Genomic DNA, 22,269 nt, shown 5'->3' on the forward strand with positions numbered 1-22,269 from the left:
GGCACGTTGATGTGACATCGGTAGTGTGATCACCCGTGAAGCGGGACACGTCGGCGGCGCGGTCCGGGGCGACCGTCGCCGCCACCACCACCGGCCGGAAGGCCGGGCTCGGCGGACATCGCTCGCGCGTCGGTCTCATCTGCCTGGTGGCGGCCGCCGCCTACGCGATGATCGGCCTGGTCAAGCTGGCCACCTACCGGACCTCCACCTTCGACCTGGTCATCGTGGACCAGGCGGTGCGCAACTACGCCGCCTTCCAGCCTCCGTACGTGCCCGTTCTGGGGGCATGGCACGACCGGGGGCTGGACTATCTCCAGTTGGCCGACCACTTCTCGCCCGTCTACGCCCTGCTGGCGCCGTTCTACTGGGTGCACGACGGGCCGGAGTCGCTGATCGTCGCGCAGGCGCTGCTGTTCGCGGCTGCCGTTCCGTTCGTCTGGCTGTACACCCGGCGGGTGCTCGGGACCGCCCCCGCCTACCTGGTCGCGGTGGCGTTCGCGCTGTCGTGGCCACTCGCGCGGGCGGCCTCGTTCGACGCGCACGAGGCGATGTTCGTCCCGCTGCTCTCCGCGATCGTGATCGAGCGCTACCACGCGGGCAGGCGCCTGCCCGCCTTCCTCGCCCTGCTCGCCCTCCTGCTGGTCAAGGAGGACATGGGGCTCATGGTGATCGGCTTCGGCGGCTACCTGTTCTGGATCGGCGACCGCCTGCGCGGCGTGTGCTGCGCCCTGGCCGGCCTGGCCGGGATCCTGGTGGCGCGGGGCGCGCTCATCCCCATGCTGGGCGGCGATCCCAAGGACTTCTGGGCCTACGGCCATCTCGGCGCCGATCTGCCGGGCGCGCTGCTCGGGATGGCGCGCGACCCCCTGGCCACGCTGCTGCTGCCGTTCAGCGCCGAGGCGAAGGTCGACACGCTGTTCCTGCTGGCCTGGCCCACACTGCTGCTCTGCCTGCTGTCGCCGCTGTCGCTGGTCGCGCTGCCGCAGGTGCTGGAGCGCATGCTGTCGGACCGGCCTCTGTGGTGGCAGTCGGACTTCCACTACAACGCCTTCGTCGTGGTCATCCTGTTCTGCGCGGGCGTGGACGGCCTGGCCAGGTTGCTGCGCCGGCTCGGCCGGGACGGCGACCGCTCGCTCGCGCTGACCTGGGCGGTGGCCGTCGCCGCCGTGGCCCTGACCCTGGTCCCCCGCTTCGGCCTGGATCAGCTCTACCATCGCGACTTCTACCGAGGCGACCCGGTCAAGACGGCCGCCGCCGCCGAGGCCGTCGCCAGGATCCCCTCGGGGGTCACGGCCGAGGCGGCCAACTCACTCGGCCCCGCGCTGACGCGGCGCACCACCGTCCTGCTGTGGACCGGCCGGCCGAACGGCGCTCCCTGGGTGGTGGCCGACACCTCCCGCTGGGAGTTCCCCTTCGGCAGCCCGGAGGAGCAGCTCGCCCAGGTGGACAGGCTGGTGTCGGAGGGGTACGCCAGGGTCTTCGAGCGCGACGGTTACGTGGTGCTCCACCGCGGCTGACCCCGGCGCAACAGGGTCGCGATGTCCTCCTCCCAGGACCGGAGGAAGGACGCGTAGCGCGCGGCGAAGTCGCTCAGCCCCCGCGCGCCCTCCGGGGACAGGGCGGTGAGCTCGTAGGTGACCTGGACGGCGGTCCCGCCCCGGCCGTCGCCGTCCGCCGCCACCGTCACCTTGCCGGCCCGCGAGCCGGGGGTCACCCGCGCGTAGGCGATGCGGCGGCCCTCCTCACGCTCGGCCACCACCCAGATGGTGTGCTCGCCGTCGGCGTGGGTCTCGAACACGGTGCCGGGCGCGGAGTCGTCGTCCGACGACACCGGGAAGCGCGGCCGCCAGCCCGGCACCCACCGCTCCTCACCACGCGGCGTGAACAGCGCGAGCGCCTCGCCGGGCGGCAGCGCCACCGCGACCTGACCGGTGAGCGAGACCTGGGCCCCGCTCATTTCTCCACCAGCCGGTGCGCGTCGTCGGCGGTCAGCGTCAGGCCGTAGACGGCCTTGAGCTGGTCGATCTTCGCCAGTGTCTCGGGGGTGAACGGCGCGCGCCCCTCGAAGGCGTGCAGCGCGATGCCCTCGACCAGATCGCCCAGCGACATGTCGAGATACTCGGCGAGGCCCTTGAGGACCTTGAGCAGGTTCTTCTCTACGCGGAGCCCGGTCTGCGTCCGCTCGGCAGTTACCATGGTAACAATGTACCGCTACACGCTCCTGTCGACGGCCTGGGCGTACGCGCGGTCGAAGCCGGCCAGGACGGTCGGCCACGAGCCCGCCGACGGGGTCGTGGACCGGTTGTGCGCGGTGATGCGCGCACGCAGGCCAGCGTCCACGCAGAGCCGGGCCACCGCCTCGGCCAGCGCGTCGAGGTCGCGGCCGAGCAGCCCCTCGGTGCCGTGCGTGACGAAGTCCGCGACACCGCTCTGCGCCCGCGCGACCACCGGCAGCCCGGCCGCCCGCGCCTCCAGGGCCGCGATGCCGAACGACTCGCGCGGCGCGGGCGCCACGAAGACGTCGGCCGACTCCAGGACCTTGGCGATCTGCTCACGGGTGTAGCGGCCGGGCAGCGAGACCCACTCGGTCATGCCGTGCCTGGCCAGATAGCGCTCCATGGAGCCGCGGGCCGGACCGTCGCCCACCACGGTGGCCCGGAGCGGGATCGCCGCCGGGACCCGGGAGCGCACCGAGGCGAGCAGCCTGAGCAGGCGTACGGGCTGCTTGCGCGGCGCCAGGCGGCCCACGGCGACCAGGTGGACGGCGTCCGTCCCGGACGGGGGCCCGGCGGGGGCGAGCCGCCAGCCGGACAGGTCGAGGCCGTTGGACACCACGTGCACCGGCACCCGGGGGCCGGCGACCGAGCGGATGGGGACGGCCGCGGCGTTGCTCACCGTGGTGGCCACCAAGGACCACCGCTGCCAGCCGTACCCGAGCCCGAGCAGGCGGTACAGGGCGCGGGTGAAGGGATCCCACATGCTGTGCACGGTGACCACGCACGGCAGCCCGGCGCGCACCGCGGCGCGCACCCCCATCCAGGCGAACGGCGAGACCGCCCCCGTGTGCACGTGCACCACCTCGGGCCGCGACAGCGCCAGCCGCCGCGTGAGATGCCTCACTCCGGCAGGGTGCACCGGCAGGTCGAAGGGCATCCTCGCGACGATCCTGTGCACACCCGGCAGCGGCTCCCCACCGGTGGCCGTGGCCACCTCGACGTCGTGGCCGGACTCGCGCTGCATCCGGACGAGATCGGCCACCTGCACCTCGATCCCCCCGAGTCTCGGCAGGTAACAGTCACTCACGTGAAAGATCCGCACCCCTCCCAGACTAATCTGGCCCTGTGCCTCCACGTACCGCTGTGTTCTTCCATGCCCACCCCGACGACGAGGCCCTGCTGACGGCGGGCACGATGGCCATGCTCGCGTCCGAAGGACACCGCGTCGTGCTGGTGGTGGCCACCGCCGGCGAGCGCGGCCTGGCCGAGATGAGGCCGGGCGAGGCGCTCGGCGAGACCCGGATGAAGGAGCTCTACGAGTCGGCCGCCGTGCTCGGCTGCGCCCGCGTGGAGTGCCTCGGCTACGGCGACTCCGGGCTCAGCCCGCAGGGCGGGGTGGCCGACGAGCGCCCCGACAACGCCTTCATCGACGCCGACACCGAGAAGGCCGCCCAGGCGCTGGCCGCCATCCTGGAGGAGGAGGACGCCGACCTGCTGTCGATCTACGATCCGGCCGGCGGCTACGGCCACCCGGACCACGTGCAGGTGCACCGGGTCGGCAGGCGGGCGGCGGAGATCGCGGGCACGGAGATCGTCCTGGAGGCGACGGTCAACCGCGACCCGCTGGTCAAGCTGCTGAAGATGGCGGGCCGGGTCTACCGCTTCCCGCCCGAGTTCGACGTACGGACCTTCGAGAGCGCCTATTCGCCGAGCGAGGCGATCACGCACCGGGTGAACGTGCGCAGATTCGCCCGGCAGAAGCGGGCGTCCATGGCCGCGCACGTCTCCCAGGCCAGCGGCGGCGAGAGCGACCGCACGCTGGCCGTCATGCTGAAGGTCCCCAGCCCCGTTTACCGCCTCGTCTTCGGCACCGAGTGGTTCGTCCGCCGCGATCTGCCCCCGGGCACCCGGCTGGCTCATCCGCTCGACCGATGGCCGAAATAGTCCGCAGAAAGGACTCCACGCCCGACAGACTGGTAGCGATGAAGAACAAGTGGCTCCAGATCGCCCTTTCCGTCCTGTCGCTGGGGCTGGCCGTGCTGCTCGTGGTCTACCTGCCGCAGATCGTGCAGGCGCTCACCGGCAAGCCCGTCTCCTGGCATGAGATCGGGGCCGTGTTCGGGGCGCTGGAGGCCGGCACGATCGCGCTGATGGCCGCGCTGTGGTTGCTGAGCCTGCTGGCCTACACGTTCGTGCTGACCGGCTCGCTGCCCGGGCTCAACAACCTGCAGGCGCTCACCCTCAACGCCGCCGGCAGCGCGGTGAGCAACCTGCTGCCGTTCGGCGGCGCGGCCGGGGTGGCGCTGACCTTCGCGATGACCAAGGGCTGGGGGTTCGCCAACCGGTCGATCGTGGTCATGACCCTGGTCAGCGGCATCTGGAACACGCTGTTCCGGTTCATCCTGCCCGCCGTGGGGATCATCGGGCTGCTCCTGGCCGGACAGGTGCCCGACCGGACGGTGGCCAACGCGGGCTGGGCCGGCGCGGTCTCCATCCTGGCCCTGTGCGCGCTGGTCGCGGCCGCTCTCTACTGGGACCGCGCCGCCACCGCCCTGGGCAAGGGGCTGGACTTCCTCATGCGGCTGGTCCGGCTGAAGGCGCGGCCGTCGGCGGCCTTCCACCGGCTGCGGTCCGACACGGCCGAGATCGTCAGGACCCGGTGGGGGCGGCTGTCGCTGGGCATGGCCGGCTTCCTGGTGTTCCAGTGGACGATCATGGTCGCCTGCATGGTCGCCACCGGCGCCTACCCCGGGCTGGCGCAGTCGATCGCCGTCTTCGCGCTCTCGCGGGTGCTCACCTCCGCCCTGGTCACGCCCAGCGGGGCGGGGATCATGGAGGCCGGGGTGGTCTTCCTGCTCACCAGCGCCTTCGGCATGGCGGCCGCTCCGGCGACCGCGACTGCACTGCTCTTCGGCTTCTGGACTTACACTATCGAGATCCCGTTCGGCGGCCTCGCGCTGGGCGCGTGGGCGCTCCTGCGCAGGCGCAACAGCCGCGGCGCCGCCGCACAGCCACCATCAACGATCTCGAAGGCCCCCCAGTGACTATCCCGAACCGAACCAGCGATTATCGACCATGGGCCTTGTGCGTGATTCGGAAGCACGCATAGCGTGGCGGCTGACATGGTGGCGTTCCGAGTTCTGGGGCCAGTCGAGGCGTACGAAAACGACGAACTCGACCTCGGCGGGTTGCGGCAGCGGGCCGTCCTCGCCCGGCTTCTCGTGGCCAGGGGTCAGGTCGTGCCGGTCGACACGCTGCTCTACGACCTGTGGGCCGACGACACGGCCAAGGGCGCGCAGTCGGGCCTGCAGGTCTACATCTCACGGCTGCGCAGGGTGCTGGAGCCCGGCCGCCCGCGCGGCGGCCCCAACCGGCTGCTGGTGACGGTCGCCTCCGGTTACGCGCTGCGGGTGGCCGCCGACCAGGTCGACGCGCTGCGCTTCGAGCAGCTCGTCAGGGCCGCGGGCGAGCACCTCGAAGAGGGCGATCCGCACGCCGCCAGGGGCCGTCTGGAGAAGGCGCTGGGCCTGTGGCGCGGCACCCCCTACTCCGACTTCGCCGACCAGCAGTGGGCCGAGGCCGAGGTCAACCGGCTGACCGAGCTGCGCCTGGTGGCGCGCGAGCGACACGCCGACACCGGGCTGCGCCTGGGCATGCACGCCGAGACCGTGCCCGACCTGGAGGCGCTCACCACCGAGCACCCGCTGCGCGAGGAGGGCTGGCGGCTGCTCGCCCTCGGCCTCTACCGGTGCGGCAGGCAGGGCGACGCGCTCGCCGCGCTGCGCAGGACCCGCGCCATCCTGGCCGACGAGCTCGGCATCGACCCCGGTCCCGCGCTGCGCAAGCTGGAGTCCGACATCCTCTCCCAGGCGCCGGAGCTGGAGCTGGCCGCGCCGCCGCGGACGTCCCGGCAGGTTCCGGCCGCCGACACCTGGCCGCCCAGGCCGGCCACCCCGGTCGAGCCGCCGCCGCTGGACCCCGAGCCTTTCGTCGGCCGTGACACCGAGCTGGCCCGGCTCACCACGACCGCCGCCCGCACCGGCAGGTTCCAGGTGGCGATCGTCACCGGCGTGGCGGGCGCCGGCAAGACCACCCTGCTGCGCCGGCTCGGCCAGCAGCTCACCGCTGACGGCTGGATGGCCGCCTCCGGCGCCTGCCCCGACTCCAGCGCCACCCCGCCCGGCTGGGCCTGGGTGGAGATCCTGCGCACACTCGTGGCCGGGACCGGCGCGGGCGAATACTCCCAGCTGCTGGCCCCGCTGCTGGACGACGCCGCGCCCGACCCCGACGACGACGAGGTGTCCGGTGGTTTCCGGCTGCACCGGGCCGTCGGCGGCTACCTGGCCGGGGTCGCGCGCCGGGCGCCGGTCCTGCTGACGCTGGAGGACCTGCACTGGGCCGACGACCAGACGCTGGCGCTGCTGCGCGCGCTGCCCAGCCTGCTGGCCACCAGCCGGGTACTGCTCGTGGTGACGTGCCGGGAGAGCGAGCTCGACGACCGCCAGGCCGACGTGCTGGCCGCCCTGGCCAGACTCGGCCCGGTCCGTGTGGGTCTGTCGGGGCTGGAGCCCAAGGCGGTGGCCGAGCTGGTCCGGGCCACCTGCGTGCGGGAGATCGACGAGGACGCGGTCGAGTCGATCGTGGAGCGCACCGGCGGCAACCCGTTCTTCGTCCGCGAGACCGTACGCCTGCTCGACGCCGAGGGCGCGGCCGACCGGGCGAGCGCGGCCGAGGTGCTGTCGCGGGTGCCGTCCGGCGTGCGTGACGTGCTGCGGCGGCGCATCTCCCGGCTGCCCGCCGGCGCGCAGCAGATCCTGCTGCAGGCCGCCGTGATCGGCCGCGACGTGGACGTGGACGTGCTGGTCGACGTCGCCGGCGACGAGGACGCGGTGGTGGAGGCGGTCGAGGCCGCGCTGCTGGCGGGGCTGGTGACCGAGCCGGGGCCGGGGATGCTCCGGTTCGACCATGACCTGGTCCGTGACACCATCTACTCCGACGCCTCCCGGCTGCGCCGTACCCGCCTGCACGCCGCCGTGGCGGCGGTGATCGAGCGGCGGGCGCCGTCCGACGTGGCCGCGCTCGCCCACCACTACTTCCTCGCCGACGCCGCCGAGAAGGCCGTCCACTACGCGGGGCTGGCGGCCGAGCAGGCCGAGCGGCGCTTCGCGCACCGCGAGGCGGCCACCCTGTGGGAGCAGGCCACCGCCGCGTTCGACCGCACCAGCGGCGACACCAAGCAGCGCCTGCAGCTCATGCTCCGCCGGATCAAGGCGCTGGCGTTGTGCGGCGACATGGCGGCGGCCAGGCTGCTGCGGCGTGACGCCATGGACGCCGCGCTGCCGCTGGGCGACCTGGAGCTGACCGCGCGGGTGGCGGCGTCGCTGGCCGTGCCGCACAAGGGCATCGCACGCGACTTCACCCGCACCGCGTGGGAGATCGTCGACGTCACCGAGAAGGCGCTGATGGAGCTCCCCGAAGGGGAGCAGTCGCTGCGCGCGAGCCTGCTGACCACGCTGGCGCTGGAGCTGGAGGGCTCCTCCTCGCCCGAAAGGGGCCGTCAGGCGTCGCTGGAGGCGCTGGAGGTGGCCAGGCAGAGCGGCGACCCGGTGCTCATCGCGGTGGCGCTGAGCGGGCGGCTGCGTCAGTCCTACGACATCCCCGCCGTCGACACCCGCGAGAGCATCGGCCGTGAGCTGCTGGACGTGGCGCAGCGGTCCGGTCAGATCGCCACCCAGGCGCTGGCCCATCTGGTGCTGCTGGAGTGCGCGGCGGCGCGCGGCGAGTTCGCCGTCGCCGACGAGCACGCGGCCGCGGCCGACCAGCTGGCCAGGCAGTACGACCTGCCCGCGCCGGCGGCCGTGCACGCCTGGTACTCCGGGCAGCGGCAGATGATCGCCGGCGACTACGCCGGCGCCGAGCGGGCCTACCGGGACGCCGCCAGGATGACCGCGCGGGCGGGCATGCTGGAGGGCCGCCAGGACCTGCCGCTGATCGCCGCGTTCTGCCTGCACCTGGTCTCGGGGCGGGCCGCCGAGATGGTCGACATGCTCGCCGAGAAGCACCAGCGCGGCGCCAAGTGGACCCTCGACGCCTACGCGCTCGCACTGGCCTCCGCCGGTCACGTCCCCGACGCCAAGGCGGTCGCCGCCGTGCGCCCGCCCGTGCGGCCGGACTTCCTGTACGAGCTCGCCATGACGTGGCGGGCGCTGGCCGGGATGCTGCTCGACGACCGGGAGCGGATGGTCGACTGCTACGACAAGCTCAAGCCGTTCGCCGACCGCATCGCGGGCGCCGGGACCGGGGTCGTGGCGCTCTGGCCGGTGGCGCTGACCCTGGGCGACCTCGCCGTGCGGCTGGACCTGCCCGACGCCGCCCGCGCCCACTACGACAAGGCGCTGGAGGTGGCCCAGCGGGTCGGAGTGCCCCGGTGGGTGGAGGCGGCGCGGCGCTCGGTCAGCAACTCGATCAGCAACTCACCTGAAAGCGATCGCTCCTGACGGTCTTGCGGCCCTCGGCCTTGAGCTCGACGCGGTACCACCCGGGGTTGGCGGAGATCGTGTAGGCCCAGTCGGCGCTGTGCTCGGCGCCGGCGAAGCCCGAATAGTCGACCAGGTAGGTGTGCCAGGTGTTGGTGCCGGGGTTCCAGCGTGACAGCCGCCAGTTGTAGGAGACCGTCTCCCGCGGCGCCGGGTTGACGATGAGGCTGCGGGCCACGAACGTCTTGAGGCAGCTCGGGCCGGTGGCTCGCGTGCTGATGCCGATCCGGCCGGCGGCGACGGCGGGTTCCTGGGCCGCCGGCGCGACGATCGGCCGCTCGTCGGCGGACAGGTGCGCGGCGGGGGCGGGGGCCGAGTCGGCGGTGCCGTAGGCGGACAGACCGACGTAGGCTGCGGTGAAGGTGAGAGCCGCCACGAGGAACTTGGCCGCGCTCGCCGAGCCGCCCGCCAGAATCGTGCTACCGATCTTCGCCATGATCTTTACCCCTCTTCGCTCATATACAGGGATAAGGCAGAGTGGTTGAGCACGGCTTGTCGGGCGGTTGCACCGCGCTGCGGGCCGGTGTGGCGACGGCCTGTCCGTTGAACTAAGGTAAGGCTGACCTTACGGATTTGCTGGGAGGAGTGAGCAGATGCGACACCTCCCGCTCGCCGTCCCGGGCCCGGCCGACCCCTTCCTGCTCGGCCTGCCCTACTGGCTGGTCGGCGCCGTCCTGATCCTGGCGCTGTTCGGCGCGTTCCAGGTCTACTACTGGGTCGGCCGCGCGCTCGGCGAGAAGATGTACGACTCCCGCCTCGGCCTCAAAGTGGGCCGGGAGCGGATCGAGAAGGTCGAGCGGGTCGTCGAGAAGTGGGGGGCGTTCGCCGTCTACGGCTGCTTCTGGGTGCCCATGCTGCGGCACACGCTGCCGTGGGTGGCGGGGGCGTTGCGGGTGTCGTATCCGTGGTACGTCGTGGCCAGCGCGCTCGGCTGCCTGACCTGGGCGCCGCTGTGGTGGTTCGGCCTGTGGGGCTGGCTGCACCTGGCCGTCCGGTCGCCGGTCACGGCCGCGGCCGTGGCGGTCGTGCTCATCGCGGGGGTGGTCGCGCTGGTCGTCCGGCGCAGAAGGAAGCGAGCGCACGTCGCCGCTTGACCCGTCCCACACCATCCGGATATGCCCGATTTACCCTATTTGTCATTACTTTACTGCTACTGGTGCGTTGTTTCCGCGTCGCGAGTAATTTTCCGCATCCCGCGGCTCCGCCGGGATGCCACCATGTCCGGCATGCGTATTGCCGCTCTCATCAGCTCCACCCTCCTCGCCCTGGCCATCGGGGCCTCCTCAGCCGCGCCCGCGACCGCCGCGGACGCCCCGGCCGTGGGAGCCAGGGTCGCCTACGTGGTCGACTCGGCGGGAACGATCCACTACGACAAGCGCGAGACGGCCCGCGTCCCGGTCGCCAGCCTGGTCAAGGTGATGACCGCCTACGTGGTGCTGCGCGAGGCCGAGCCCGGCGACATCGTCAGGGTCACCGCCGAGGACGTCCGCTACGCCGCGAAGAACGGCGCCGCCACCGCGTCGCTCCGGGCGGGCGAGCGGTTCACCGTCAGGGATCTGCTGTACGGCCTCATGCTGCCGTCCGGCGCGGACGCCGCCAACGCCCTGGCCCGCACGTACGGCCCCGGCAAGCCGGCCTTCATCCGCAAGATGAACGTCGCCGCCCGCTCGCTGGGCCTGGACGACACCCGCTACACCAACGCCGACGGCATGCCCACCCCGTCGCAGGGCGGCTACTCCACCGCCGTCGACCAGGCCAGGCTGGCGCAGCTGGCGCTGTCCGACCCCATGTTCGCGGAGATCGTCGGCAGCCGGGCGCACGTCGTGCGCAAGACCGCCGCGCACCGCGCGCACACCTGGCGCAACACCAACAAGCTGCTGACGCGCACGGACGACGTGCTGGGCGTCAAGACCGGCTACACCCGCGCGGCGGGGCACTGCCTGCTGTTCGCCGGTGAGCGCAACGGCAGGCTGGTGGTCGGGGTGCTGCTGAACGACCAGGACGAACGCCGCTTCAGCACGGCCGAGAAGCTGCTCGACCATGCCGGCGACCAGATCGCCTTCGGCTGAGAATCGTACTGAAATTTCAGTGAAAAGGAGCTGATCGGGTACCGTACGCGCGCCCGGAGTGGACCGTCAAGTGGCGCGGGAGGCAGGAAAATCGCCCATCTCAACCCATTGACCTCATGAGCATCGCGTCGTAGTTTCACTGAAAATACTGCGAAAAGTGTGATTCGCGAGGAGACGTGTGAACACGATCGCGTTCATGGGCGCCAACTACGTCACCAGAGAGACCGGCTACCGCATGCCCTCCGCCGGATGGGGTGAGGCCGACCGGGTCACCAACGAACGGTTCGCGCCGCTCGACGGGTACGCCGAGCGGTTCGGGCAGATCGTCGCGGAGGTCGAGGAGCTCGGCTTCGATTCGATGGACGTCTGGACCGCCCACCTGAACCCGCGCTGGGCCACCGACGAGCATCTCCGGATCGCCGCCGGACTGCTCGCCGAACACAAGCTCACCGTGCCGAGCCTGGCCGGGTCCGCCGGGGCCGACCTGGACTACTTCCGCGGCCTGTGCCGGATCGCCCGCGCGGTCGGCGCGCCGGTCATCGGCGGCATGGCGCCCGTGCTCGCCGCCGACCGGGCCGGCGTGGTGGCGGCGCTGGAGGAGTACGACCTGGTGCTCGGCGTGGAGAACCACCCCGAGCGCACCCCGCAGGAGTATCTGGAGTCCATGGGCGACGCGGCCGGCGGCCGGATCGGCGCGGCGCTGGACACCGGCTGGTTCGGCACGCACGGCTACGACGCCGCCGACGCGATCGAGGCGGTCGCCGACCGGCTCAAGCACGTGCACATCAAGGACGTGGCCGCGCCCGGCGGGCACGACACGGTGTCACTCGGCGAAGGCTGCGTCCCTGTTCAGCGATGCGTGGAGGTGCTGCGGCGCATCGGCTACGAGGGCACGATCAGCATCGAGCACGAGCCCGAGGACCGCGATCCGGTCCCGGAGGTCCTGAGATCACGAGAACTGCTGCGCCAGTGGCTGGCCGCCTGATCCGCTCAGAAGGGATGCCATCGTGACTTCCGAGATCACCGGCGTGGCCGTCGTCGGCTGCGGCAACATCGCCCAGGCCTACGCCCGCCAGCTCGCCGGCTACCCCGAGATCGACCTGCTCGGCGTACAGGATGTGGACGCCGGGCGGGCGGAGACGCTCGCCGCCGCGCACGGCGTGCGCGCCTACGGCTCCCTGGAGGAGCTCCTGGCCGACCCCGGCGTGGAGATCGTGGTCAACCTGACCGCGCACCGCGCCCACTACGAGGTGATCCGCCGCTGCCTGGAGGCCGGCAAGCACGTCCACAGCGAGAAGCCGCTCGCCCTGACGCACGAGGAGGCGGCGGAGCTGGTCGAGCTGGCGGACAAGCGCGGCTTACGGCTCGGCGGCGCCCCCGCGACCTTCCTCGGCGAGGCCCAGCAGACCGCGCTCAAGCTCCTCCGCGAGAACGCCGTCGGCCAGGTCAGGCTCGTCTACGGCGAGGTGAACTGGGGCCGGATCGAGGTCTGGCATCCGGATCCGGTCGGCTTCTACGAGGTGGGGCCGCTGTTCGACGTGGGCGTCTACCCGCTGACGATGACCACCGCCGCGCTCGGCCCGGCCCGGCGGGTGACCGCGTTCGCCTCGATCGTGCGGCCGCGGCGCGTGCGCCTCGACGGGGAGCCGTTCGCCATCACCACCCCCAACTACGTCGTCGCCCACGTCGAGTTCGACGGCGGCGTGCTGCTCCGGCTGACCTGCGACTTCTACGTCGACAACCACAACACCCACCAGCACGGGCTGGAGTTCCACGGCGACGAGGGATCGCTGCTGCTGCACAGCTGGCAGAACTTCGACTCCGCCCTGGAGATGTCCGCCTTCCGTGAGGAGCTCCGGCCGGTCGCGCCGGTGCGGGAGCCGTACCCGGGAGTGGAGTGGGGCAGGCCCGTGCGGGACCTCGCGGCGGCGATCCGGGAGGACCGGCCGCACCGGGCCACCGGGGAGCAGGCCGCGCACGTCGTGGAGATCCTCTGCGCCATCCGCGCGTCCTACGAGACGGGCAGGCCGGTCGACCTCGTCTCGTCTTTCGTCCCGGCGGCGCCGATGGAGTGGGCGCTGTGACTGGGTAGGCCCTCACAGGACGAGAGCTTTCCAGGAAGGAATGCGATGCCGATCAGGGTCACGGTCTGGAGCGAGAACTACCACGAGCCGCGCGAACCGGACGTGCGGCGGCGCTATCCGGACGGCATTCACGGCGCGATCGCGGCCGGGCTGGCCGAGCACCTCGGCGAGCGCGTCCGCGTGCGCACCGCCGTGCTGGAGGATCCCGAGCACGGCCTGTCGGACAAGGAGCTCGCCGAGACCGACGTGCTGACGTGGTGGGGGCACATGGGCCACGAGGACGTGGCCGACGAGGTGGTGGAGCGGGTACGCCGGCGTGTGCTCGGCGGCATGGGCCTGCTGGTGCTGCACTCGGGGCACTACTCGAAGATCTTCCGCGCCCTGATGGGCACCACCTGCAGCCTCAACTGGCGGGACGCGGGCGAGCGGGAGCTGGTCTGGACGGTGGCCCCCGGCCATCCCATCGCCGCGGGCGTCCCGCACCCGTTGGTCATCGGCGAGCAGGAGACCTACGGCGAGCCGTTCGGCATCCCGCAGCCCGACGAGCTGGTCTTCATCAGCTCCTTCAGCGGCGGCGAGGTGTTCCGCAGCGGCTGCTGCTACCGCCGGGGCAAGGGCAGCGTCTTCTACTTCAGCCCCGGCGACCAGAACTACCCCGTCTATCACAATCCAGATGTACGCCGCGTCCTGGCCAACGCGGTGCTGTGGGCCGCCCCGGCCCGGGGGGTCGGCGAGCCGCTCGACAACGCGCACACCCCCATCCAGTGGTAGGAGATCCATGACCTTCGACACGGTCGACACGGACCGGCCGCTGCGCGGCGTACTCGTCGGGGCCGGGTTCATCGGCGGCCAGTGGGCCCCCGAGCTGCTCGCCCACCCCGGCACCCGGCTTGTGGGCTGGGTGGACGTACGGCCGGAGCGCGCCCGCGCCGCCGCCGCCGGGCTGGGGCTGACGGGCTTACCCGTCGGCGCGTCGCTGACCGCCCTGCTGGACGGCGAGGAGCCCGACTTCATCGTCAACTGCACCGTCCCCGAGGCCCACCACGAGGTGACCGTCACCGCCCTGGAGCGTGGCGTCTCGGTGCTCAGCGAGAAGCCGATGGCCGTCACGCTCGGCGAGGCCAAGAGCATGATCGCCGCCGCGGACCGGGCCCGGCGGCTGTTCATGGTCAACCAGAACCGCCGCTACATGCCTGCCTTGGCGGCCTACCGCAGGACCGTGGCCGACCTCGGCGAGCTGGGGCTGCTGGCGTCGGAGTTCCTCATGCCGTACAAGGGCGCCGAGTTCCTGTCCTCCCTGGAGCATCCGCTGCTGCAGGACATGGCGATCCACCTGTTCGACGCGGCCAGGGCCGTCTCCGGCGCCGACCCGGTCTCGGTCTACTGCGAGTCCTTCCGGCCGCCGTGGACCTGGTACCCCGGCGCCTGCTCGGCGATGGCGATCTTCGAGATGAGCGGCGGGCTCCGCTACTCCTTCACCGGAAGCTGGTCCGCCCCCGGCCTGCCGACCTCGTGGACGGGAAGCTGGCGGGCCTCCGGCACGCGCGGCACCGCCCTGTGGGACGGCCAGGACGCCATCACGGTCGGCGCCGCGCGAGGCGAATCACTCAAACCCGCCGAACCCGAGCCGGACCCGTACCCGGAGCGCCGCCGCTACACCGGCCTGGCAGAAGGGCTGGCGGAGTTCGTCACCGCCCTGCGGACGGGCGACCGCCCGCAGGGCGAGTGCCACGACAACCTTCGCAGCCTCGCCATGGTGACGGCCGCCCTGGAGTCCGCCCGTACCGGGAACCGGGTGCCGATCTGACCCCGGTGCGGTAGGTCAGCGCAGCTGGGAGGCGGTCCAGCAGTCCACCGCCCCCGGCTGTCCGCAGTCGCGCAACGTGTCCAGCGCCGTGGCGAGCCCGGCCGTCCCGGCGTGGTCCGGGTCGTTGTTCTCCTGGTGGGGATCGGCGACCGTGTCGTAGTACTCGGGCTTCGCCTCGCCCTCGTACTCGACGTACAGCTCCTTGGCCGTGCGCAGGGCCGCGTAGGTCGGCGGCTGTGCGTTGCCGGCCTGGCGGACGTCGGCGTCGGGGTCCGGCTCGCCCTGCGCGGCGGGGTCCGGCTTGACGTGCTCGATCAGCGCCGCGTCGCGCCAGTTCGCGACCTTGCGGCCCTGGATGAGGGGCAGCAGGCTGCGGCCGTCGCGGCTGTCGCGCACCGCCCTGTCGACGCCGGCCATGTCGAGGAAGGTCGCGAACAGGTCCACGTTCTGGGCGACGGCCCCCGTCACCAGGTCGCCCTGCCGGCCCGCTGCCGGGCGCTTGACCAGCAGGGGCACCCGGACGTCGTGGTCGTAGGCGGTGGACTTGCCGCGCACCAGGCGGTGCTGGCCCAGGTGGAAGCCGTTGTCGCTGGTGAACATCACGTACGTGGTGCGCTTCTCGTGCTCCGTCAGCGTGGACAGGACGCGCTCGACCATGTCGTCGATCGACTGCACCATCCGCACCCGGTCGCGGAAGTCCCGGCGCAGCTCCTTGACGAGCTTCGCGCCGATCGGGGCGCGGCGCACCCAGGAGGGCTTGTCAGCGGTGTCTTCGTTGAAGCCGGGCAGCGTGGTCACGTCGAGGTCGGCACAGTCGGGGCCGCCGCAGTCGCCGTGCGGGAACTCCCCCGCGGGCCACTGGGTCTTGGGGCGGTCCCGGCGCGCGGGCGGGAAGAGCGGCTCCTTCTCGCCCGGCTTGGCGCCGACCCTGGAGTGCGGCGAGAACGGCGCGACCTGGAGGAAGAACGGCTCGCCGGGGGCGTGCTCACGGGAGCGCTCGATGAAGGCGGTCGCCCGCCGCCCGAGCTCGTCCACGAGGTACGTGCCGTCGGAGGGGTCGAGCGGCTTCTCGCCGGCCGTCTCCTCCTTGATGTAACCGGTCAGCTTGTACCTGAACTCGTTGTAGCCGCCGCCCGCCGCCACGTGCCACTCGTCCCATCCGGACGGCACCCGGTAGTCGGCGCCCACGGGGTACTCGTTGATGTACTTGCCCAGGTAGCCCGTGCGGTAGCCGGCCCCGTCCAGGGAGACGGCGTAGGTACGGCCCTCGTGCTTCTCGAACGCGGGATAGCCGCCGCCGTCGGAGCCCTTGTTCGTGGCCACGCCCGTGTTGTGCGGGAACTGGCCGGTGAACGTGGAGGCGCGCGAGGGGCAGCACAGCGAGTTGGACACGTAGAAGTCGGTGAAGGTGGTGCCGCCGTCGGCCAGGCCGCGCACGGTGTCCATGTACTGGAGCAGCTCGGCGGACAGGTCGTCGACCTGGAAGAAGATGATGTTCGGCCGCTTGGGCGTGGAAACCGTGCCGGCGGGGGCCTGTGACGTCATCGTCAGGGCCAGGGCGACGGCCGGCGCCACCGCCAGATATTTTCGGATATTTCCGCTTAAGGCCATGACTGCCCCTTCAACACCGATTCGAGATCAAAGTTGCGGAAACGCTATTCTCCGGCCCGAGGGCAGGGCAACGGATCCCTCCTGCGGGTTCTCTGGCAAGCATCCGGCGCTTCCGGAGCGGCCCGTCAGATCCAGGCCCGACAGATCCGGGCCCGACAGATCCAGGCCAGTCAGAGCCTCGCTCGTCAGCCCCTGGCCCGGCTCTCGATCGTCCGGTGCCGGAAGGTCTGCGCGCTCGCGCGGTGCACGGCGGCCTTGACCAGGCCGAAGAGCGCACCCTGCATCGCGGCGGCGACGAGGATCTCCGTCCAGCCGCGATCGAGGTCCTCGGCGTCCGGCGCGTCGTCCTCCCCGGACGACAGCTTCCACATCCTCCTGAACATCGCGGTCGCCAGCGCGGCGCTGACCAGGCTGATCCCCAGCGAGGTCGCTTTCTCCACGGGGTGCATGTCGTCTCCTCACAGTGGTGTCCGACCACCCCTGGGCCACAGACCCACGGTCGGTGTGGCCCAGGGTCAGACGACACGCACTACCCCGTACGCCGAAGAAGATTCGATCGCGGCCGACTCGGACGAATGCGCCCTACGAACTCGAGAAGCAGCTCAGCAGTTCCTTGATCGCGGTGATCACCGGCACGCCCACTTCTCCGAGAAGGGCCGCGATTCCCGCGATCCGCTTCAGCGGCCCGTCGAGCTCCGCCGCGGTGCCGTTCGCGTCGAGTTGCCGAACCGCCGAATCGACCGCGGCCCGGTCCGTCTCATTGAGATGCCCTTTCAGGACCTGGACCGCCGCGAGCACATTCGCCATCGCGGCCGACGGCGATTCCGGGCCGTGAACGCGCTTGTCTCCGGCCACATTGTCGCCCGATCCGGTGTGCTGTTGCTTGCCGACGCTTCTGTCGCCGTACTGGCGAATGTGGTCGCCGCCGGTCATCTGCCGACCGTGTTGTTTCCGGAGCCGCTGTGCTGCTGCTTGCCGACGCTGCCCGCCCCGTACTGCTGGATCAGGTCGCCCTGGACGGCGTGCTCGACGTTGTAGATCAGCTGGGCGACGTCGGGCCGGCCGATCGCCTTGGCGACCTCGTTGACCAGGTAGTCGACCTCGGACCAGGCCGTGCTCCAGACGGCGTCGCGTTGTGTCCCGGAGGTGTTGATCACCAGGCCGTACAGGTCCGGCCTGGTGATCACCGAGATCAGCTTCCAGGTCAGCAGCGCCAGCACGGCGAGCAGGACGACGAGCCCGGCGGTGTCGAAGAACGGCACCAGAACTCCGCCGACGACCAGGGAGATCAGAACACGGATGAGAAATCTCCGCCAGGCGGCCCCCTTGTCCACCTGGAGTATCCGCTGCCCGACATGAGAGATATTCCGCAATGGATAGGCCTCGCCGCCCACCCACAGTATTCCGCCCTCGACCCTGACCTGGACCACTGAGTGGTTGATGGCCATTACCCCGCCCCTTTCTTTTGGCAGTGAAAAGAAATGTAGGCAGAGCCAAGACCACCAGCGCACAGCAAACGATAACGATGCCATAACCCTAAAAAGCCAAAGAACCGCAAATCCCCCGTACGCCCCTATTAAATTATAACTGCTTTGCATTTCGGCTTTTTCAGCAAAAATCGGTATAAATGAGGAACTCAGTTCTCCTGGCTGGACCTCATCAGCCCATGGCAGGCGATGGCCGCCGCCGCCACGACGTTCAGGGAGTCGACGCCGTTGGCCATCGCCGACGGGCTCATCGGGATGCACACCGGCTCGTCGGCCTCGTGCAGCCAGCGCGACGACAGCCCGTCCCCCTCCGCCCCGAGCAGCAGCGCCACCCGGTCGCCCATCTTCACCCTGTCCAGCGCGGTGGCCGACTGGTCGGGGGTGAGCGCCAGCGTCTGGAAACCGGCGCCGCGCAGCTCGTCCAGGCCGGTGTACCAGTTGTCCATGCGCGCGTACGGGATGGAGAAAACCGCGCCCATGGACACCTTGACCGCCCGCCGGTAGAGCGGGTCCGCGCAGCGGGGGGACAGCACGATGCCGTCCACGCCCAGGGCCGCGGCGCACCTGAAGATCGCCCCGACGTTGGCGTGGTCCACGATGTCCTCCAGGACCACTACGCGGGCGGCGGGGTCGAGGACGGTCTCCGTCGAGGGCAGGGGCAGGCGCTCCATGGAGGCCAGGGCTCCCCGGTGGACCTGGAAGCCGGCGACGCCCTCCATGGTCTCGTCGCTGACCACGTACACGGTCGCCTCGCCGAGGACGTCGGCGAGGGAGGCCACCCAGCGGGAGGTGGTCAGGACCGAGCGGATGGGGTAGCCCGCCGCGATGGCGCGCCTGATCACCTTCTCGCCCTCGGCCACGAACAGGCCGCGCTCGGCTTCGAGGCTCTTGCGGAGCTCGACGTCCCGCAGCCGGGTGTAGTCGGCGAGCCTGGGGTCGGCGGCGTCCGTCAGATGTTCAAGCACCTTCCGATACTGCCATGAGGCGCCTGACCTGCCAGACCGCCGCGTAGCAGGTGAGCACCAGGCACAGGCCGACGACCGTGCCCGCGCCGACCTTGGTGATCACGCTGGCCAGGCCGAACGCCGGGTTCGGCTCGTCCACCAGGGGCCACAGGAAGGCGCCCGCGACGATCCCGGCCGAACCGCAGCCGATGACCGCGCCGCGGACCCGGGCCGAGATCATGAGAAGGCCGGGCACCGGACTCGCGGGCATGGCCCTCAGGCCGCACCAGGCCCACCGGACGACGAGCGCCAGGCCCACCGCCGAGGAGACGTACTGCAGGAGGCGGAAGACGGGCAGCACGCCGAAGATCATGGCTCCGAGCCAGTGGCCCCACTCCGCGGCGGCGGTGGAGTGGGTGAAGGAGTCCCACAGGACATGACTGGCCGCGCCGATCAGGGCGCCCGCCACGATGGCGGGCAGGCTGCCCGCGAGGTGACTCCACGAGGGCCGCAGGGTGGCGGCGCGGCCGGCCAGCGCGGGCGGCAGCAGTGACAGCAACGGGTCGCGGAAGAGGCCGTGGAACAGCACGAGCAGGATCAGGACCGAGGCCAGGTCGACCGTGACCACGCCCTGCCAGGAGTGCCAGTCGCTGTAGTCGGGCAGGATCGGCAGGAAGATCGGCAGGTCGGGGACCATGGCGCCGATGGCCAGCGCCCACGGATCGGCGAACCTGCGCAGCCGCGGCGACGACATGAGTGGCAGCACCGCCGCGATGTGGCTGGGCGTGAACGGCATCGGCCCCCGTTTCTCCCCGTCGTGATCATTTAACCCTACCCATTCTTTGCCACGACTCTCTAAGCGTCACGATAGGTAACGGATAGGCTACTTATCGCTGTCGACGGCCGGAAGGCGGGAATGCGGAGGTTCAAGGTGCCTGATCAGCTGGTTCATGCGCATCCGGCCGCGTCAGCCGATTGGTTCAGGGCTGCCCGCCTGACGCGGTCGCTGTCGCTGCTCACGCTGGCCTGGCTGGCCGTGGAGAGCTCGCTCGGGCTCCTGGCGGGGCTGTCGGCGCACTCCGTCGCGCTGATCGGGTGGGGGCTGGCGGCCCTGGTCGAGGCGGCGGGGAGCCTGATCGTGCTGTGGCGCTTCACCGGGGCGCGCACGCTGTCGCCGAACGCCGAGCACCGGGCGCGGCGGGCGATCGCGGTGAGCTTCTGGCTGCTCGCCCCCTACCTGATCATCCATGTGTGGTACGACCTGGACGCGGGACATCGGGCGGCGCCGACCGTCCTCGGCATCGTGGTGACCGCGTTCAGCCTGGTCAGCATGCCGGTCCTGGGGACGATCAAGCGGCGACTGGCGGTGCGATTGGGCTCCGGGGCGACCGCCGGCGAGGCCACCCAGAACTTCATGTGCGGCGCGATGGCGGCCGGAGTGCTGGCCGGCCTGTGGCTCAACACCATCGGATGGTGGTGGGTGGATCCGGTGATGGCGGTGGCGCTGGCGGCGGTCGCGATCAGGGAGGGAGGTCGCGCCTGGAGCGGTCACGGATGCTGCCACTGACCGTAACAGAGGGTCATCACTGCACCAAAAGGGCTGTTTTGCCACAGCAAGCGTACCGAGTATCGTTCCCCGAGTATCGCGGAGCATCTCCGGCTATGGTCTCCGGAAGGTCTCGAAGTCACCAAGATCACACCAAGAGGACATCGTGGGGCGACACCGCACAGACGAGTTCGAAGGCGGCTACCAAGCCCAGGATCCATCCCCTCGCCGGCGCTCCCGCGCCGGCCGCGGCCGGGTGCTCGTCCCGCTCGCGGGAGCCGTGGCGCTCGCCATGCTGCTCGGTGTGGCCGCATTCGTGATCTTCAATCGGGAGCATGACTGTTCGAGCGGGAAGCTGCCGCTCCAGATCGTGGCGACGCCCGACATCCAGCCCGCCCTCGGCAAGATCGCGGATACGTACAACAAAGCCCTGCACTCGATCGATGCCAAGTGCGTCGAGGTCGCGGTGGCCAAGCAGGCCGCGACGCGGACCGAGAACTCACTGGCCGCCGGCAAGTTCGCGGCCGACGTCTGGGTCGCCGACTCGAGCCTCGTGGTGAACCGGGTGCGCAACCATCCGTCCGGCGCGGTCGAGCTCCCGGAGTCGTCCGGCTCGATCGCCAGCTCGCCCGTGGTGCTGGCGGCCGCCAAGTCCTCGGCGGCCAAGCTCGAAGGCAGCCTCAAGCCGAGCTGGTCGAGCCTGGTGGCGGCGGCCAACGTGGCGAACGTGGACGGTCCCGGCAAGAAGGTCCGGGTGCTGGCCCTCGACCCGCAGAAGAACTCGGCGGGGCTCGCCGCGCTGCTGGCCGCCGCCGGCACCGCCAAGGCGGCCAAGCAGGACAAGGCTCTGGTGGGCGCGCTCAAGGAGCTTTCGGGGCAGCTCGTCTCCGACCCGACCGCGCTGCTGGCCAGCCTCACGGTGAAGGGCGGCAGCAAGATCCCGCTCGGCGTCACCTCAGAGCAGGCGATTCACGCCCATAACGCGAAAAAGCCGGAAACGCCGGTCGTGGCGCTCTATCCCGGCGAGGGCACGCTGAGCCTCGACTACCCCGTCACGGTCGTCACCAAGGATCCCGAGGTGCGCAAGGCCGCCGCCGCCTTCAGCCAGGAGCTCGCCAAGGAGTCCGCGCAGAGGGTGCTGCGCGGGCAGGGCTTCCGCAGCCCGGACGGCGAGGCGGGCGAGGTGCTGACGGCGGCCAAGGGCTTCGTCCCCAGCCCGCCGAAGGCGCTGCCGGCCCCCAACGTCAAGACCGTGGCCACCCTGACCCAGACCTGGACCCGGCTGAACCTCGGCACCCGGCTGCTCACGCTGCTGGACGTCTCCGGCACCATGGCGCTGCCCGTCCCCGGCACGAACCTGACCCGCATGCAGGCCATCGGCAAGATCGCCACCGAGGGCCTGGGCCTCTTCCCCGCCGACTCCGAGATCGGCGTGTGGAAGTTCTCCACGCACCTCGACGGCCAGGGCAAGGACTGGCGGGAGGTCGTCTCCATCGGCCCGCTCACCGAGAGCATCGACGGCGTGCTGCGCAAGGACGCGCTGGCCCGCCAGATGGCCACCGTCCAGGCCAAGGCCACCGGCGACACCGGCCTGAACGACACGCTCAAGGCCGCCTACACGGAGATGACCAAGACCTACCAGCGGGACAAGATCAACACCCTGCTGATCCTGACCGACGGGGCCGGCAACGACGACCCCGACGGCGGCGTCACCAACGCGCAGATCCTGACGTTCCTCAAGAAGACCTACAACCCCGAGCGGCCGGTGAGCATTCTGCTGATCGCGTTCGGCCCCGAGGCGCAGTCGGGCAAGCGGCAGATGGACGCGGTGGCGCAGGCCACCGGCGGCGAGGCCTACATCGCCAAGGACCCGCTGCAGGTGCGCGACTTCTTCCTCCAGGGCATGGAGCGGCGCCTCTGCTCCCCCAACTGCGACGGCTGATGTCATCAGTCACATCTGACCCAGTTT

General features: G+C 71.1%; 22 protein-coding genes. 12 read left to right on the forward strand and 10 right to left on the reverse strand.

From position 1 onward, the window contains the following. Nucleotides 1-35: 35 nt before the first annotated feature. Entirely contained in the window at nucleotides 36-1,517 is a 1,482-nt protein-coding gene (locus ACIBQX_RS14920; protein WP_397004533.1) for a DUF2079 domain-containing protein, read from the forward strand. On the opposite strand, the gene ACIBQX_RS14925 is transcribed toward ACIBQX_RS14920, so the two are convergent. The 3 genes from ACIBQX_RS14925 to ACIBQX_RS14935 are packed head-to-tail and all read right to left on the reverse strand — an operon-like array spanning nucleotide 1,493 to nucleotide 3,303. Continuing rightward, entirely contained in the window at nucleotides 1,493-1,957 is a 465-nt protein-coding gene (locus ACIBQX_RS14925; protein WP_397004535.1) for an SRPBCC family protein, read from the reverse strand. The genes ACIBQX_RS14920 and ACIBQX_RS14925 overlap by 25 nt on opposite strands. Beyond that, a complete protein-coding gene (locus tag ACIBQX_RS14930) occupies nucleotides 1,954-2,196 on the reverse strand; it encodes a hypothetical protein (RefSeq protein ID WP_397004537.1) in 243 nt (80 codons plus the stop codon). Before ACIBQX_RS14930 ends, ACIBQX_RS14925 begins: the two co-directional genes overlap by 4 nt. A gap of 15 nt (nucleotides 2,197-2,211) precedes the next feature. Further along, nucleotides 2,212-3,303 carry a glycosyltransferase family 4 protein gene (locus ACIBQX_RS14935; protein ID WP_397004539.1) on the reverse strand — a complete coding sequence of 364 codons (1,092 nt, stop codon included), beginning with the start codon at nucleotides 3,301-3,303 and terminating at the stop codon, nucleotides 2,212-2,214. Nucleotides 3,304-3,341: 38 nt separating this feature from the next. Here ACIBQX_RS14935 and ACIBQX_RS14940 point away from each other — a divergent pair, with 38 nt between their 5' ends. The 3 genes from ACIBQX_RS14940 (at nucleotide 3,342) to ACIBQX_RS14950 (ending at nucleotide 8,713) form a co-directional block, all read left to right on the forward strand. Next, the gene (locus ACIBQX_RS14940; protein ID WP_397004541.1) at nucleotides 3,342-4,160 is read left to right on the forward strand and encodes a PIG-L deacetylase family protein; all 819 of its coding nucleotides are present in this window, start codon (nucleotides 3,342-3,344) and stop codon (nucleotides 4,158-4,160) included. 38 nt (nucleotides 4,161-4,198) lie between these two features. Continuing rightward, the gene (locus ACIBQX_RS14945) at nucleotides 4,199-5,260 is read left to right on the forward strand and encodes a lysylphosphatidylglycerol synthase domain-containing protein (protein ID WP_397004543.1); all 1,062 of its coding nucleotides are present in this window, start codon (nucleotides 4,199-4,201) and stop codon (nucleotides 5,258-5,260) included. A gap of 78 nt (nucleotides 5,261-5,338) precedes the next feature. Then, a complete protein-coding gene (locus ACIBQX_RS14950) occupies nucleotides 5,339-8,713 on the forward strand; it encodes a BTAD domain-containing putative transcriptional regulator (protein WP_397004545.1) in 3,375 nt (1,124 codons plus the stop codon). Here ACIBQX_RS14950 and ACIBQX_RS14955 read toward each other — a convergent pair. Continuing rightward, the gene (locus ACIBQX_RS14955) at nucleotides 8,682-9,188 is read right to left on the reverse strand and encodes a hypothetical protein (RefSeq protein ID WP_397004547.1); all 507 of its coding nucleotides are present in this window, start codon (nucleotides 9,186-9,188) and stop codon (nucleotides 8,682-8,684) included. The genes ACIBQX_RS14950 and ACIBQX_RS14955 overlap by 32 nt on opposite strands. A gap of 157 nt (nucleotides 9,189-9,345) precedes the next feature. On the opposite strand from ACIBQX_RS14955, the gene ACIBQX_RS14960 reads away from it, so the two are divergent. From ACIBQX_RS14960 to ACIBQX_RS14985, 6 genes are all read left to right on the forward strand, one after another. After that, nucleotides 9,346-9,846: a DedA family protein gene (locus tag ACIBQX_RS14960; protein WP_397004549.1), complete on the forward strand. Its 501-nt coding sequence runs from the start codon at nucleotides 9,346-9,348 to the stop codon at nucleotides 9,844-9,846. A gap of 132 nt (nucleotides 9,847-9,978) precedes the next feature. Beyond that, entirely contained in the window at nucleotides 9,979-10,821 is an 843-nt protein-coding gene (locus ACIBQX_RS14965; protein ID WP_397004551.1) for a D-alanyl-D-alanine carboxypeptidase family protein, read from the forward strand. 178 nt (nucleotides 10,822-10,999) lie between these two features. Next, on the forward strand, nucleotides 11,000-11,806 hold the full coding sequence (locus ACIBQX_RS14970; protein WP_397004553.1) for a sugar phosphate isomerase/epimerase family protein: 807 nt from the start codon (nucleotides 11,000-11,002) through the stop codon (nucleotides 11,804-11,806). A 22-nt stretch (nucleotides 11,807-11,828) separates the two neighbouring features. Further along, nucleotides 11,829-12,905 carry a Gfo/Idh/MocA family protein gene (locus tag ACIBQX_RS14975; protein ID WP_397004555.1) on the forward strand — a complete coding sequence of 359 codons (1,077 nt, stop codon included), beginning with the start codon at nucleotides 11,829-11,831 and terminating at the stop codon, nucleotides 12,903-12,905. 45 nt (nucleotides 12,906-12,950) lie between these two features. Continuing rightward, complete coding sequence (locus tag ACIBQX_RS14980; protein ID WP_397004557.1) at nucleotides 12,951-13,676, forward strand: ThuA domain-containing protein; 726 nt, start codon at nucleotides 12,951-12,953, stop codon at nucleotides 13,674-13,676. 7 nt (nucleotides 13,677-13,683) lie between these two features. Then, complete coding sequence (locus tag ACIBQX_RS14985; protein WP_397004559.1) at nucleotides 13,684-14,712, forward strand: Gfo/Idh/MocA family protein; 1,029 nt, start codon at nucleotides 13,684-13,686, stop codon at nucleotides 14,710-14,712. A gap of 15 nt (nucleotides 14,713-14,727) precedes the next feature. Here ACIBQX_RS14985 and ACIBQX_RS14990 read toward each other — a convergent pair whose 3' ends face one another. From ACIBQX_RS14990 to ACIBQX_RS15015, 6 genes are all read right to left on the reverse strand, one after another. Further along, complete coding sequence (locus ACIBQX_RS14990) at nucleotides 14,728-16,323, reverse strand: sulfatase (RefSeq protein WP_397004561.1); 1,596 nt, start codon at nucleotides 16,321-16,323, stop codon at nucleotides 14,728-14,730. A gap of 185 nt (nucleotides 16,324-16,508) precedes the next feature. Further along, nucleotides 16,509-16,772 (reverse strand): DUF4235 domain-containing protein, encoded by a 264-nt coding sequence (locus tag ACIBQX_RS14995; protein ID WP_397004563.1) that lies wholly within the window; start codon nucleotides 16,770-16,772, stop codon nucleotides 16,509-16,511. A gap of 133 nt (nucleotides 16,773-16,905) precedes the next feature. Further along, on the reverse strand, nucleotides 16,906-17,256 hold the full coding sequence (locus ACIBQX_RS15000; RefSeq protein WP_397004565.1) for a hypothetical protein: 351 nt from the start codon (nucleotides 17,254-17,256) through the stop codon (nucleotides 16,906-16,908). Further along, complete coding sequence (locus ACIBQX_RS15005) at nucleotides 17,253-17,771, reverse strand: DUF6232 family protein (protein WP_397004567.1); 519 nt, start codon at nucleotides 17,769-17,771, stop codon at nucleotides 17,253-17,255. The genes ACIBQX_RS15000 and ACIBQX_RS15005 overlap by 4 nt, the downstream gene beginning before the upstream one ends. Before the next feature lie 188 nt (nucleotides 17,772-17,959). Then, on the reverse strand, nucleotides 17,960-18,775 hold the full coding sequence (locus tag ACIBQX_RS15010; protein ID WP_397004569.1) for a TrmH family RNA methyltransferase: 816 nt from the start codon (nucleotides 18,773-18,775) through the stop codon (nucleotides 17,960-17,962). After that, a complete protein-coding gene (locus ACIBQX_RS15015; protein ID WP_397004571.1) occupies nucleotides 18,768-19,550 on the reverse strand; it encodes a DUF4184 family protein in 783 nt (260 codons plus the stop codon). Before ACIBQX_RS15015 ends, ACIBQX_RS15010 begins: the two co-directional genes overlap by 8 nt. 135 nt (nucleotides 19,551-19,685) lie before the next feature. On the opposite strand from ACIBQX_RS15015, the gene ACIBQX_RS15020 reads away from it, so the two are divergent. Together ACIBQX_RS15020 and ACIBQX_RS15025 are read left to right on the forward strand one after the other, a co-directional pair. Then, nucleotides 19,686-20,321 (forward strand): hypothetical protein, encoded by a 636-nt coding sequence (locus ACIBQX_RS15020; RefSeq protein ID WP_397004573.1) that lies wholly within the window; start codon nucleotides 19,686-19,688, stop codon nucleotides 20,319-20,321. A gap of 145 nt (nucleotides 20,322-20,466) precedes the next feature. After that, nucleotides 20,467-22,242, forward strand: a complete 1,776-nt coding sequence (locus ACIBQX_RS15025) for a substrate-binding domain-containing protein (RefSeq protein WP_397004575.1) — start codon at nucleotides 20,467-20,469, stop codon at nucleotides 22,240-22,242. Nucleotides 22,243-22,269: the final 27 nt, after the last annotated feature.

Origin of the sequence: Nonomuraea sp. NPDC049714 (assembly GCF_044465295.1) — a bacterium.
In the GTDB taxonomy this organism is placed as follows: domain Bacteria; phylum Actinomycetota; class Actinomycetes; order Streptosporangiales; family Streptosporangiaceae; genus Nonomuraea.